The organism is Xanthomarina sp. F1114 (assembly GCF_026410255.1).
GTDB lineage: Bacteria > Bacteroidota > Bacteroidia > Flavobacteriales > Flavobacteriaceae > Xanthomarina.
Genome location: NZ_JAPMLL010000008.1, coordinates 141740 through 155366, shown reverse-complemented (window position 1 = coordinate 155366; position 13627 = coordinate 141740). Strand labels below are relative to the sequence as shown.

11 protein-coding genes are annotated in these 13627 nt (G+C 32.6%); 6 read left to right on the top strand and 5 right to left on the bottom strand.

The genetic code is table 11. The annotated features are described in order from the left end of the window. The first annotated feature begins 32 nt into the window (after positions 1 to 32). From OS188_RS08360 to nqrF, 5 genes are all read left to right on the top strand, one after another. Positions 33 to 1232 carry an NADH:ubiquinone reductase (Na(+)-transporting) subunit B gene (locus OS188_RS08360; protein ID WP_267148378.1) on the top strand — a complete coding sequence of 400 codons (1200 nt, stop codon included), beginning with the start codon at positions 33 to 35 and terminating at the stop codon, positions 1230 to 1232. A gap of 2 nt (positions 1233 to 1234) precedes the next feature. Next, positions 1235 to 1984 (top strand): Na(+)-translocating NADH-quinone reductase subunit C, encoded by a 750-nt coding sequence (locus OS188_RS08355; protein WP_267148377.1) that lies wholly within the window; start codon positions 1235 to 1237, stop codon positions 1982 to 1984. A 3-nt stretch (positions 1985 to 1987) separates the two neighbouring features. Beyond that, a complete protein-coding gene (locus OS188_RS08350; RefSeq protein WP_267148376.1) occupies positions 1988 to 2632 on the top strand; it encodes an NADH:ubiquinone reductase (Na(+)-transporting) subunit D in 645 nt (214 codons plus the stop codon). Between the two features lie 78 nt (positions 2633 to 2710). Beyond that, on the top strand, positions 2711 to 3487 hold the full coding sequence (gene nqrE, locus OS188_RS08345; RefSeq protein WP_267148375.1) for an NADH:ubiquinone reductase (Na(+)-transporting) subunit E: 777 nt from the start codon (positions 2711 to 2713) through the stop codon (positions 3485 to 3487). Positions 3488 to 3494: 7 nt separating this feature from the next. Next, complete coding sequence (nqrF, locus tag OS188_RS08340; RefSeq protein ID WP_267148403.1) at positions 3495 to 4802, top strand: NADH:ubiquinone reductase (Na(+)-transporting) subunit F; 1308 nt, start codon at positions 3495 to 3497, stop codon at positions 4800 to 4802. A gap of 316 nt (positions 4803 to 5118) precedes the next feature. Here the strand turns inward: nqrF and OS188_RS08335 are convergent, their stop codons facing one another. From OS188_RS08335 to OS188_RS08315, 5 genes are all read right to left on the bottom strand, one after another. After that, entirely contained in the window at positions 5119 to 8361 is a 3243-nt protein-coding gene (locus OS188_RS08335) for a CHAT domain-containing protein (RefSeq protein WP_267148374.1), read from the bottom strand. Positions 8362 to 8373: 12 nt separating this feature from the next. Next, positions 8374 to 9114, bottom strand: coding sequence for a tetratricopeptide repeat protein (locus tag OS188_RS08330; RefSeq protein WP_267148373.1), 741 nt, complete (start codon positions 9112 to 9114; stop codon positions 8374 to 8376). Between the two features lie 4 nt (positions 9115 to 9118). Continuing rightward, positions 9119 to 9688, bottom strand: a complete 570-nt coding sequence (locus tag OS188_RS08325; RefSeq protein WP_267148372.1) for an RNA polymerase sigma factor — start codon at positions 9686 to 9688, stop codon at positions 9119 to 9121. Positions 9689 to 9790: 102 nt separating this feature from the next. Continuing rightward, complete coding sequence (locus OS188_RS08320; protein ID WP_267148371.1) at positions 9791 to 10933, bottom strand: hypothetical protein; 1143 nt, start codon at positions 10931 to 10933, stop codon at positions 9791 to 9793. An 81-nt stretch (positions 10934 to 11014) separates the two neighbouring features. After that, positions 11015 to 11473 (bottom strand): Na(+)-translocating NADH-quinone reductase subunit F, encoded by a 459-nt coding sequence (locus OS188_RS08315; RefSeq protein WP_267148370.1) that lies wholly within the window; start codon positions 11471 to 11473, stop codon positions 11015 to 11017. A gap of 250 nt (positions 11474 to 11723) precedes the next feature. On the opposite strand from OS188_RS08315, the gene OS188_RS08310 reads away from it, so the two are divergent. After that, complete coding sequence (locus OS188_RS08310) at positions 11724 to 13544, top strand: OmpA family protein (RefSeq protein WP_267148369.1); 1821 nt, start codon at positions 11724 to 11726, stop codon at positions 13542 to 13544. The last annotated feature ends 83 nt before the right edge of the window (positions 13545 to 13627 follow it).

Below are 13627 nucleotides of genomic sequence, written 5' to 3'. Positions count from 1 at the left end.
GGTAAACGTGACCTTAATGAAATACTAAAAAAATGGGTTTAAAAAGCACATTACATAATTTAAAAGAAAAGTATAAAGGAACCAAAATGGCTCCTGCATTTAATGCGCTTCATACTTTTTTATACTTACCAAATGAGACCACTCACAATGGAACTCATATTAAAGTAGCCGACGATTTAAAGCGTACCATGAATACCGTAATTATGGCTCTGGTACCATGTTTAATTTTCGGAATGTTTAATGCCGGATATCAGCATCATATTGCATTTGGTACTCCTGTAGACTTCTTATCTTGGGATGCATTCTACATTGGTCTTATCAAAGTTCTTCCTCTTGTAATTGTATCTTACGGGGTTGGTTTAGCTATCGAATTTTTATTCGCGGTAATTAAAGGCCACGAAGTAGAAGAAGGTTATTTAGTAACAGGAATGTTAGTGCCACTTATTGTACCAATCGATACACCACTTTGGATGCTTGCAGTAGCAGTAGCTTTTGGAGTAGTTATTGGAAAAGAGGTCTTTGGAGGGACAGGAATGAATATCTTAAATCCAGCCTTAACCATTCGTGCTTTCTTATTCTTTGCATATCCAACTTGGATGTCTGGAGATAAAGTATGGGTACATGGAGCTGTTGCAAGAGACAAAGCAATTGCAGCAGGACAAAATTTAGATGCCATTTCTGGAGAAACAATCTTAGGTACTTTAGCACAAGGTAAAGAAGTAGTTTATTCTTATTGGGATATGTTCTACGGCTTTATACCGGGCTCAGTTGGAGAAACATCAACTCTTTTAATTCTACTAGGAGGTTTGTTTTTAATCTTTACTAAAATAGGAAGCTGGAGAATAATGCTTTCTGCTGTAGTAGGAGCTTTAGTTATGGGACTTATTTTTAATGGTGTTGTAAACGCAGACATTATTACAAAGTCGAGTAGCTTCTATGGATTAATGAATACACCTTTCTGGGAACACCTAATTATAGGAGGTTTTGCTTTTGGTGTTGTGTTTATGGCAACAGATCCAGTTACAGCTTCTCAAACAAATAAAGGAAAATGGATATATGGGTTTTTAATAGGATTTATTTCTATTTTAATTCGTGTGTTTAATCCAGCTTACCCAGAAGGAGTTATGTTAGCCATCTTATTAATGAACGTGTTTGCACCAACTATAGACCATTACGTGGTTCAAGGGAATGTAAAACAAAGAACAAAACGTCTTAAAGTTAAAAACGCTTAACAATGGAAAAGAGAACAGATAAAAATTCATATACTATTATTTTTGCCATAGGAATGGTGTTAGTAGTAGGTTCCTTACTAGCTTATGCTTCGTCATCCTTAAAAGATAGGATTACGACAAACAGAGAGTTGGAAAAGCAACAAAATATTTTGTATGCCATGGGAATTAATGACAACGACGACTCTAATGCTATTTTCGTTTCTACGGAAGAAGCTCCTAAATTGTTTGCAGAAAACATTAAAAAGCAAATAGTTATTCAAGGTGATAATGTAACCGAAGATGACAAAGCTTACTTAATAGATGTAAAGAAAGAGCAAGCTAACGCAAAAGCTGGAAAAGAAAGAAGATTACCTTTGTTTATTGGAGAAGATAGTGCTGGTAAAACTTATTATATTGCTCCAATTAGAGGAAAAGGACTTTGGGATGCTATTTGGGCTTACATTGCTTTAGACGAAAACATGGTGATTCAAGGTGCTTTTTTCGATCATAAAGGGGAAACTGCGGGACTTGGAGCTAATATTAATAAACGTTTCTTTATGGACGATTTTATTGGAGAAGACCTTATGCACGACGGCAAATTTGTTGGCGTTGAAGTTGCCAAAGGAAATGCAGATCCATTAAATGTTGACAAAACGGATAATGCTGTAGATGCTATAGCAGGTGCTACAATTACTGGAGATGGTGTGTCTGCCATGTTAAAAAGCGAGTTAAAATTGTATGTGCCTTATTTTAAAAACTTAAAAAACAATTAATTTATGGGACTTTTATCTAAAAAAGATGCCAAACTTATAACAGATCCATTAGCTGATAATAACCCTATTACAATTCAAGTACTGGGTATCTGTTCGGCTTTAGCAATTACTGCCGAATTAAAAGCATCTGTGGTTATGGCCATATCAGTATTATTTGTAATGGGCGTTGGGAACGTGGTTATTTCTTTAATGCGAAATATCATCCCTTCAAAAATTAGAATTATTGTGCAACTTATTGTGGTTGCATCCCTAGTAATTATTGTTGACTTGGTGCTTAAAGCATTTGCTTACGAGTTAAGTAAAACACTTTCTGTATTTGTGGGGTTAATTATTACTAACTGTATTATTATGGGACGTTTTGAGGCCTTTGCATTAGCAAATGGTACTTGGCGCTCCTTCTTAGATGGTATTGGAAACGCTTTAGGATACGGAGTTATTTTAATAATCGTAGGTTTCTTTAGAGAATTATTTGGTTCGGGAACTCTTTTTGGAATTCCTGTATTAGGAGATCCAATTGCTAAAACGGGATTGTATGCAACAGGTTACGAAAATAATGGATTTATGATTATGCCTCCTATGGCTTTAATAGTTGTAGGAATTATTATATGGGTGCAGCGTAGTAGAAATAAAGCTTTAATAGAAGACTAAAATTGGTAATCGGCTCCAAGAGTTTTAATAATAAATGTTAAACTCTTTTTAAACCGACTAACTACATACAAGAAAAAAATGGAACATATAGAATTATTTTTCAAATCGATATTTATAGATAACATGGTATTTTCAGTATTCCTGGGAATGTGTTCATACCTTGCTGTATCTAAAAGAGTAAAAACAGCTGTAGGTCTTGGTGCTGCAGTTATCTTTGTATTGGCTATTACAGTCCCTTTAAACTGGTTATTAGATCAATATCTATTACAACCCGGAGCTTTAGCTTGGTTAGGTGCGGAGTATGCAGACTACGATTTAAGTTTCCTTTCATTTATTATGTTTATTGCTACCATTGCAACTATGGTACAATTAGTAGAAATAATCGTTGAGAAATTTTCACCTTCATTATATAACTCATTAGGTATCTTTTTACCACTTATTGCTGTAAACTGTGCCATCTTAGGAGGATCTTTATTTATGCAATCCAGAGAGATAGCTACTTTAGGTTTAGCTACAACTTACGGAGTAGGCTCAGGAATTGGATGGTTCTTAGCCATTTTAGCAATTGCTGCAATTCGTGAAAAAATTAGATATTCAAATGTGCCTGCACCTTTAAGAGGTTTAGGAATTACATTTATTATTACAGGCCTTATGGCTATTGGATTTATGAGTTTTGGAGGCATGCTAACTGGAGGGGACGATGAAGAAACAACCGAAACTGAAACCGTTCAAGTAAAAGAAGAAACTGAACCAAAAGTGTCTTTAAATACACTGGAAGAATCAGATAATAGTGAAACTATAAACGAGATGTCTAAAGTAGAAGACAAATCTTTAGCTAACAACACAATAAAATAATAAAATGATAGTATTAGCAGCAGGTACCTTAGGGACAGTTATTATAACAGTAGTCGCTTTCTTAATAATTACATTGTTATTAGTTGCGTTGTTATTAGTTGTAAAACAAAAATTATCGCCATCTGGACCGGTAAAAATTACAATTAATGGCGAAAGAACTATTGAAGTGGGATCAGGAGATAGTTTATTATCTACTTTAGGATCAGAAAAAATATTTTTACCATCGGCTTGTGGTGGCGGGGGAACTTGTATCCAATGTGAATGTCACGTATTATCTGGTGGAGGGGAAGCACTTCCTACAGAAACACCGCACTTTACTCGTAAAGAATTAAAAGAAGGTGTTCGTTTATCTTGTCAAGTAAAAGTAAAGCAAGACATGGAAATTACCATTCCAGAAGAAGTGTTTGGTATTAAAAAATGGGAAGCAACAGTTGTACGTAATTATAACGTAGCTTCCTTTATTAAGGAGTTTGTAGTTGAAATCCCTGAAGATATGGGATATAAAGCTGGAGGATATATTCAAATTGAAATTCCGGAATGTGAGATTAAATATGAAGATATTGATATTACAGCGCATCCAGAAGAACACGATACACCAGATAAGTTCCAGGAAGAGTGGGATAAGTTTAAACTCTGGCCATTGGTAATGAAAAACGACGAGATTGTGGAAAGAGCCTATTCTATGGCTTCTTACCCTGCCGAAGGTCGTGAAATTATGTTGAATGTGCGTATTGCAACACCACCTTTCGATCGTGCAAAAAATGGATGGATGGATGTAAATCCAGGAATTGCTTCCTCTTATATCTTTGCACAAAAACCGGGTGATAAAGTAACAATTTCTGGACCTTTTGGTGAATTCTTTATTAACGAATCTGATGCAGAAATGCTGTATGTAGGTGGAGGAGCAGGAATGGCTCCAATGCGTTCTCACTTGTACCACTTATTTAAAACTTTAAAAACAGGCAGAAAAGTAACTTATTGGTATGGTGGCCGTTCTAAGCGTGAATTATTCTACTTAGAACATTTTTACGACCTAGAAAAGGAATTTCCAAACTTTAAATTCTACTTGGCATTATCTGAACCTCTAGACGAAGATAACTGGAAAGTAAAGGAGAATATTGATGCACCTGGAGATGGATTTGTAGGGTTTATACACAACTGTGTAATTGATAACTACTTAAATCATCATGAAACTCCAGAGGATATTGAATTATATTTCTGTGGACCTCCATTAATGAACAAGGCCGTTCAGAAAATGGGAGAAGACTTCGGAATTCCTGATGAGAATATTCGTTTTGACGATTTCGGAGGATAAACCTTCAATTAAATATATTAAGATTCTTGTTTGTCAGGGATCTAAAACCCAACAAATTTTTGTTGGGTTTTTTTATTTATCAAATTAGACAAGGTATTGAAATTCCGCATGCTCACATTTTTAAAGTTTTACGATGTGATAGTGTTATTAGTTTTGGTAGGGAACCTTAATTAATTTAGTTCTAAGTGAAAAGCTTATTGGAATTTTCTGATAAGCTTTTCTAGTGCTCACATTTTCAAGTTGCATCGATATCTTTATAGCTATTAATCTTTGCGTATGGATTTCTAAAAACTTTAGTTATCCAGAGAAAAGCTATCTATTTAATATGGATAGCTTTTTTTGTAATGAGTCTCTTCAGAATAAAAATGATTAATAGAGCCAATAATAGTCCTAATATCCAATAAACTCTATTAGAATTCGAAGCCATTTCTATTGGGCTTGTATCTCCCATAATTACCAAACTCGCCCAGTATTGTGGATTTATTGTTCGGCCTTCTGCAGTTTTTATATAATCTAATTTAGCTTTTTTAAGTGCCTCATCTTTATCCATTCCTTTTTTTATGTAGTTATAAAAATGAGCGATAATTTCAGCGCTAGATTGCTCATCTACTTTCCAAAGACTTGTTAAAATACTCTCGCTTCCAGCATAATTAAAAGCATGAGCTAAAGAAATCATTCCTTCTCCTGCTTGGTAGGTTGGTTTCCCTGTTTCGCAAGCTGTAAGAATGGCTAAATTAGACGAAAGATTGGTATTGTATATTTCATAAGTGTATAAGTATCCATCATCAGTTTTATCTGTATTTTCTATAGGTTTTGCAAAAACTAATCGTGATAATTCCGGAGATAAATTGTTAGATTCGGCATGAGTACCTATATGAATAATTTTATGTTCTTTGGCATTCTGTTTAAAGATATGTTCTGTAGATTTTTCATTTAAAAAAGATTCTCCTCTAAACAGTTTCGAAGAATTTTTTGCCAAATCTTTTGTAAACGGTTGGGGTAAAAGTGTTAGATACGCTTTGTCAATATCTAATGTGTCTGATATCTTTAGTTTGTAATGCGTTTTCATTTCATCGTTAAACTCGGGTACAAATGCAATGAAATTATTATTGTAATTTGTTTTTTTATGTTCATTGTTTATAAGAAATAAACTGTAATTGTAAGAGATAGTATATTTAGAAAGTAAACTGTTATTAGCTAATTCGGAATAAGTTGCTATCTGTTTATTTGTTAGTGTTTCAAAGCTTAAATTAAACAGTTCCTCATCTGGAACTACAATAACCTTCTTGGTAGTAATATATGCTTCTAATGGCTCCCAAAGTTGTTTGTAAAGTTGATTGCTAAGATTGTTAGTGTCTTCAAAATTCAAAAGATTATTTAATAGTTTTTGAATGTTGTTTTCTTCTCTATTAAAAGGTAATTTATAAAAAGTTGTTTTAGAATTGGTAATTACAAAAGCATATAACTGCTTGTCTATAAATAAATATCGAACAACAGTGGTATTTTTTGGAACATGGTTTTTTATATCAACTAAGGACTCTTCAATGGTACCATAGCGCATTTTGTAGTATTTAGGATGTATTTGTTTTAAAGAATCTAAATAGGAATCCCACGCTTTGTTAGCTTCTAAGAAATCTGTCATATGTCCAGAACCCTCTAAAGAAGCAGTTAATTTGTTTTTAAGAAAGTTCTCTCGTTCCATAATTTGTTTAGGAATATGAGAAAAAGCTAAGTTGTTTCTTAAATTTAATCTGGAACGAATTCGATTATATATACTCGATTCATGTAAGCTAATTAGCTTATTGAGATATTTTGAATTTTGAGTTTTTGTGTATAATTCTAAGATTATTTTTTTTTCAAAAGTACTTATAGCTTGATAGTCTGATAATAAAATGTTGATGTCTTCGTGCTTATAAATGGTGGTTTTTCGCTTCTCTAAAATACTTGTGGCTTTATTCAAATCTTTTACTAAACCTTCAAGAAATAAGCTGTCTTTTTCTGAGCGTAAATAGTATTTAGCAGAAGTTTCTAATAAAATAAGTTCTGGTTTATTAAATTCTATTTGAATGGCATCTGCCGTAGAACCCGTTTTATTTAAATAGTTATTGGCCCTATCCACCCAGGTTAACGTCGTCCTGTAATCTTTGATAGAAAAATTTACTTTTGCCAGATTTAGCAGTTGCTTTAAAACATCAAAATTGTTCTCTCCGCCATTTTCCAGAATGTATTTATACGCTTTTGTGCTAATATCTAGAGCCTCTTCTTGTTGGTTGTTTTCAGCTAGAAAAAGTGCTTTATTTCTTAAAAAGGATAGGAATTCTTTGTCGTAATTATTGTCTAAGGCTGTTTTAAATAACAACTCGCTATTATTGTAATATTTTATTGCTAAAGGTATATTGTTTTTGGCAGCATATGCCTCTGCTAAAGCATGGTTAGCAACTCCTTTCCAATATGGGTTGTCATCATGAATATGGTTTAACTGTTCCAAACCCTTGTGAAGATTAACCAGAGCATCATCAAATTCTTTTAGCGATAATTGCGATTGACCTATTTGAATAAGGTTTGTAGGTAAACTAGCATCGGTGGCTTCCACTATATTTTTCTTTTTTTTGTAGGCATAAACAATAAGTTCATAGGCTTTTTTTAAGTTACCCTGCTCATTATAAAAAACTGCTAAATTTGAGATTGCACGTGCTTGAAATCGCTTTGCCTTAGAAACAATATTATCATCTTGATAATTATTTATAACGGTTTCATAATTTAGAATAACTTGATTTTGTATGTCTATGGCTTCGGCTAAATTTCCTTGTGTATATTCTAAAAGCGAAAGATTGGATTCTATTACTGTACCTAAATATAAATTTTTAAGAGAATTTCCTTTAGAAGCATTTATCGCCTTAATAGCTTTAGAATAATAATATTTGGCACTATCTAATTTAGAAGACATCCACATGGTTGCACCAACTGCGTTATACCCGTCTGATAATTGTTCTTTAGAAGTAGAGGGATAGGCTTCATAATGAGCCAAGGCTTTTTTAAAGTAGATTTTAGATTGGCTTACATTTCCTAAAGATAAATATGTGGCTCCTACATTGTATTCTGTTTTTCCTATTTCTTCCAGAGTTGCATCTGCTGTTTTATTAACAGTTTCTAATGCTAATTTTGTAAGCTCTAAAGATTTGGTATTGTTTCCAATTTCATCGTAAAAACTGGCTAGCTCTAATAGGGCTTTATATTGAGTCCGCTTATTTTTAGTTTGCTTGTTTATGCTTTTTAAAAAAGCATCGGCTTTTATGGATGCCTTTTTTGAATTCGAATTTAGTAATTCGATTTTGCCAACATAATAAGGGTAATTGTAAAGAGAATCTGTAAGATTATGTGTTTTAATATAATCTAACTGAGCTTTTAAAGTAGAGTCAGCTTCTTTTGTAGAACCTTTTATTAGAAAGGAATCAATGGTTTTTAAATTTAAAAAGTCATGAGCTTGTCCTTGGCTGTTTTCAATTATAAACAGTGAAAGCAATATAAAAAAGCCAAAATAACAAGAACCTCTATTCATATAGCTGTAAATTTATTTATTTAACTCATTAAGAATTTCTTTGCTATTATTGAATGTACTTAAGTTTAAATTTTGTTTAGCAAGTTCTATATTCTCTGTTTTTAAATATGCTAATCCTATATAATAATAGGCTTCATTTTTAAAGGTTTCGACTTCCAGTTTAGTTACTTTTTGTAAATAAGGGATGGCTAAACCTTCCTTGCCCTTAGCCAAATAAGCTGAGCCTATAAAATAGTTTAGCGTATCGTTTTCTGGTTTCTTGGCAAGAAGTGGTTCCCATTTGGAAATGGCTAAATTGTAATCTTTGCGTTTGTAATTAACCATAGCATCATAAAACGTAAAGTTGTCGCTAGTACTCATAGTTGTTGGTAATCCTGGATCTGGCGAATAGTATTTAGCGTAGAGATTAGCGTTCGTTTCTTTAGTAAAAAACCAGTAACCACCTAAGGAAATTACAACCATAGCCGCTATGGCAATAACTTTTTTAAAGTTTAAATATTTAACTTTAGAAGACTCTTTGGTTTGTGTTTTGTTTTCAGGTAGTTCTGCATGAAACTCTTCTAGCTTTTCTTTTAAGGCTTGAGATTCTATGCCCAAAAGCATAATTCTAATGTCTTCTAATCTGTTTTTTAAATCAGGATCGTTCTTTAGGTTTTCTTCAAAAGCAGATGCTTCCTCAAACGTCATAGTCTTATTAATATAACCTTCTATGCGTTCTAACTCTGCTTGCGTGATGTTGTAATTTGGGTTCATTCTATTAATTGTCTTTCAGGGCTAATTCTCTTAATTTTTTCATGCATCTGTATTTTTTATTCCTAGCAGATGCGGGATCTAATTGCAGTTCTTTGGCAATTATATTCATAGATTTCTTTTCAAAATAAAACTTTGTTAATAAATTTTTACATGGCAAGCCCAAACTTTTAAAAGCTTCCATGACACCTTGTAATCGATTTTCTTTTAAAATGTCATCGTCTTTGTCTAAAGCATTTTTATCAGATATCTCAAAGTGATTTAATTTAGAAGTAACCACCGTCTTTTTATGATGTTTTGATCTTAAATAATCCATCCATTTATTTTTAGAAATGGTATATAAATAACCATTTATAGAATGATTGGTTTGGGCTTGAAACTTATTGGTTTTTACATTTTTCCAAACGGCAATAAAAGCTTCTTGGAAAATGTCTTTTGCCTGCTCCTTTGTGCCACTGTTTTTTAATATAAAAGCTTCAATTTTATGAAAATTGCTATGGTACAAGGTTTTTAAAACACCTTCATCATTTATTTTAATTAACTCAATAATTTGAGTGCTTTCTGTCTCTGTATTCAATTGGGATTCAATTTTCTGCATCTTAAATTAAAGATAATAGAAAGTTGGAATAAATCATATCATATTTGACGAAGTGTATTTTAATAAGACCAAATGAAAATTTTAGTAATCATAACCAGATTCTTCTAACTGCTGCCAATTATAATCGTTTGTGGTATTATCTATGTTTGGATTGTATAAAGAATTATCGGTTGCAATATATTCGTTGTTATTATTCATCCAAACATTGTTTTCGTAACCCTCAATTTTATAGGTATTTCCAGAAGGATCTGCCATATTTCTCCTTTCATAAATTCCATCTATATAATTGGAATGACTCGCATCTGAACTTGCCTGTCTACGTCTCCATGAATTATATTGATTGTCTAAAGCTTGGCTGCTAGCTCTACCAGCTGCTCGAATTTGCTCTCCTTGCGCCTGGATATTTGCCATACGTTGTTGATGTCTACTATTATTTTGTTGTGCTAAATGCGCATAATATTGATTATGTGCTTGCACCCATTTAGGGTTTATTTCAAAATTAACTAAAGAATTAATATAAGCATTTTTGGCATTTTCAAATTCAGATTTTGGAGCCGTTAAACTGTTTAAAGTATATCCCCAATCCAAACCTCCTATACTGGTGTATTGCGCAATATAATATCTTACAATAACCATCATTGATTTGCCTTCAGAGTTTTCCCATTCTGTTACTATGCAATCGTTTTGTCTTTGTTCTGGAGTAGATTTAAACAGATAACTATTAAACCGATTGTCAAATTGTGCTAATTGTGGTAATGGAAATTGGTTTTTAAACCTGTAGCCTTCAGCTTCTACCAAAGGTTTTAATTCTTCTTCTATTAAACGTTGAATACTTTTTACAGGTTTTACCTGACTTCCAGTTTGTAAGGTGTATTGATTTCTTTCTGGACTATTTGAATAAAAAAAGGAATTAGAAACTTCTCCATAAACCTCTACGCCATTTGGATCTGCAAAATATATGTTTTTAGAATTCTGTTCTTTTTTTTCCCAATTACCAGGAATAGGCATGGCTCCAACTGGCATTCCAAACTGCTTATTCATAACATAATAAGGCTTTAAGCCATGTTTTTTTCGCTTATCCTGAATAGGAATAGGTTCTGGATTAGAAATATTATTGTCTGTTTGGAAACGGTATTCCGGAAGTTCTGAGTTCTCTTGGTTTTCTCCACAAGAGTAAATTAATAGTAGAACTAGAATGGAGTAGAAGTAGTGTAAAGGTTTCATAATTTCTGTGTTATATAAACACATCGAAACACCTTAACAATGTCATCAATTAAATTTAATATAATTTGCTAAATAAAGGGGTTAAGATAGAACTAACTCCGTATTAGAATTATTTTTAATCTCATACTGAAACAATTCTGTGCAATCTAGAATATCTGGAAGTCTATCCAATTTACATAAAAATTTAACCACAGCAGATAGTCCAATAAAAAGTACATCTTTATCTGTTGGATTTTTTGGTCTTCTATTTTTATAATGAAGTGGAAGCTGATAGCCGCAAGCTTTTAAAAATTCTGCTTCTATTTGAAGTAATTCTACAGGTGAGTACCCGTTAAATTTCTTTCCAAGATTCTGATTGACCAAACCTACATAATTTAAATTTGTAGATCCATGTTGATCCGAAAGATGCTTCCAGGAATCGTTGTTGTCTAATATATTTCCAACAGCACATTGCATACAGCACTCTGGATTTAAGCTGTTATTTTGAAAAGCCGTATATAGTTTTTCTAAGGCTAAGTCTAGTCTTTTTGTAGTTTTCATAGTATTAGCATTTTGAATTCAAGCATTAAGATACTAATTATAATATAGTTACAGATTTTTTTATGTCGTTTTAACACGGAAAGAATTCATCTCATTCTTTTAAAAAAATTAAAAAATGGCTTATGCAATCTGTTTGTCGCGGTTAGATAAACATGATATAATTATTAATTGCTGTTTTAAAAAATACGGGGTAACAATTTATACATCTTCTTTATATAAGTGTAAATAACTTAAAAAGAATTCCTGTATAATGAAAAATTTTGCAAAAATAATAGTCATGCTTTTGCTATTAACCAATGGATATTTTTCCATGGCTCAAGAAAAATCAGACATCGTTGAAAACTCGTCTTTAGACTATAATTACTTTCAAATTAGTCCAAGAGTAGGCTTCGATTCTCCTTCATTTAATAATAATACCCCTTATATAGATTATAAGAGTGGTCCAGGTTTTGGTGTTTCTGTAGACTATTACTGGAACTGGTTTGGTCTAGGTGCAGACATCGATTATATAACCAATAGTCCAGAAAGCACCTATCCTACTTCAAACCTCTATGAATCCGATTTATCTACACCTATAAATAGCTTTAATTTAAGTGAAGATAAAGTAACTAGAATGTTCTATGGTGTGGGACCAAATCTACAATATAGAACTCAATCTGGAACATTTAAAGCAGAACTTAATACACGTATTGGGTTGGCATCTGTAAAAGGAGGACGTACTTATTTAGAAGGTGTTTCTACAACTTCCAACTCCTATCTTTTAAATTTTCATGCTGGTTATAAAGATGCTGCCGTACTATCTGCCAAAGGTCAATTGCGTTTTACTTATTTCTTAAATGAAAATCTAGGTATAAATCTGGGAGGGTATTATATGAAGCATTTTGGAGCAAAAGAAGCTATCGAAATGGGTGTTTCTACAAGTTATATGCCATTTTCAGAACAGGCTTTAGCTACAAAAGAAACAGTAACTGTAATAGATGGTAATACCTTAAGGCGTTCAGAACCTTGTGAATGCGACATCTCATCCATAGGTGCGTTTGTGGGGGTTACTTATAAACTTAACAAAAAGGAAACGCCTAAAGAACCTGTAGCCGAAACAGAAGACCTATGTCCAGTCTGTTTAGAAAATCATGTGCCTAATTGCTGTAACACCTGTGGTTGTGGATTAACAATTACCGCTAGAGATAAATTTACAGGTAATATTCTACCAGAAACAGATATTGTTTTAAAAGATGAAAACGGACAAATCGTACAAAGTGGAACAACAAATTCTTATGGTGTTGTAGTGTTTAAAGATGTCATGGAAGACAACTATATAATTAGTGGAAAGCTATATAACGTAAATCTGGAAGATGAAATTCTTTCTAAAGAAGCGTTTAAAGACTGTAGAAAAGAGAGTGGTGGAATTCAAAAAGAAATACTATATACCAATCAAAATTTTATTCTAAAAGGACGAGTGGTAGAATGTAATGTCGAACAAGGAATTCAAAATGTAGATATCCAATTGAAAGATAGTGTAAATTCTGAATTAAAAAACACAATCTCTAATATGGAAGGCGATTTCATGTTCCATTTAAAACAAGTATCTAGTTATACCTTAAAAGGTAGAAAAGATGGCTATTATTCTAATGAAGTAGAGATTTCTACAGACGCTTATAATCGAGATGATACGTTATTTATAGATTTTGAAATGTGCGTAGATCCTTGCGGAAAGGCCATCAAATTAGACAATATTAATTTCGATTTAGATAAAGCTGAAATTTTACCGGCAGCAATTCCAGATTTAGAGCGCATTGTTAAATTAATGACAGATAATCCACATATACAGGTAGAAATGTCGTCTCACACGGATAGTCAAGGTTCAGATGCTTATAACCAGAAACTGTCTCAACGTCGTGCAGATGCAACTGTAAACTATATAGTTAATCGTGGTATCTCTAAAGATAGATTAATTGCTCGGGGTGCAGGTGAAAGCGAATTGAAGAACAAAAAATGTGCTAATAACGTGCCATGTACAGATGACGAACACCGTATTAACCGAAGAACAGAATTTAAAGTTATTTGTTTTTAAAACCTAAAAGAGTAAATCTGCTATTAATCAATAATCAAAACAGGGCAGTTGTTAATTGCTGCTCTGTTTTAACCAAAAAGAAT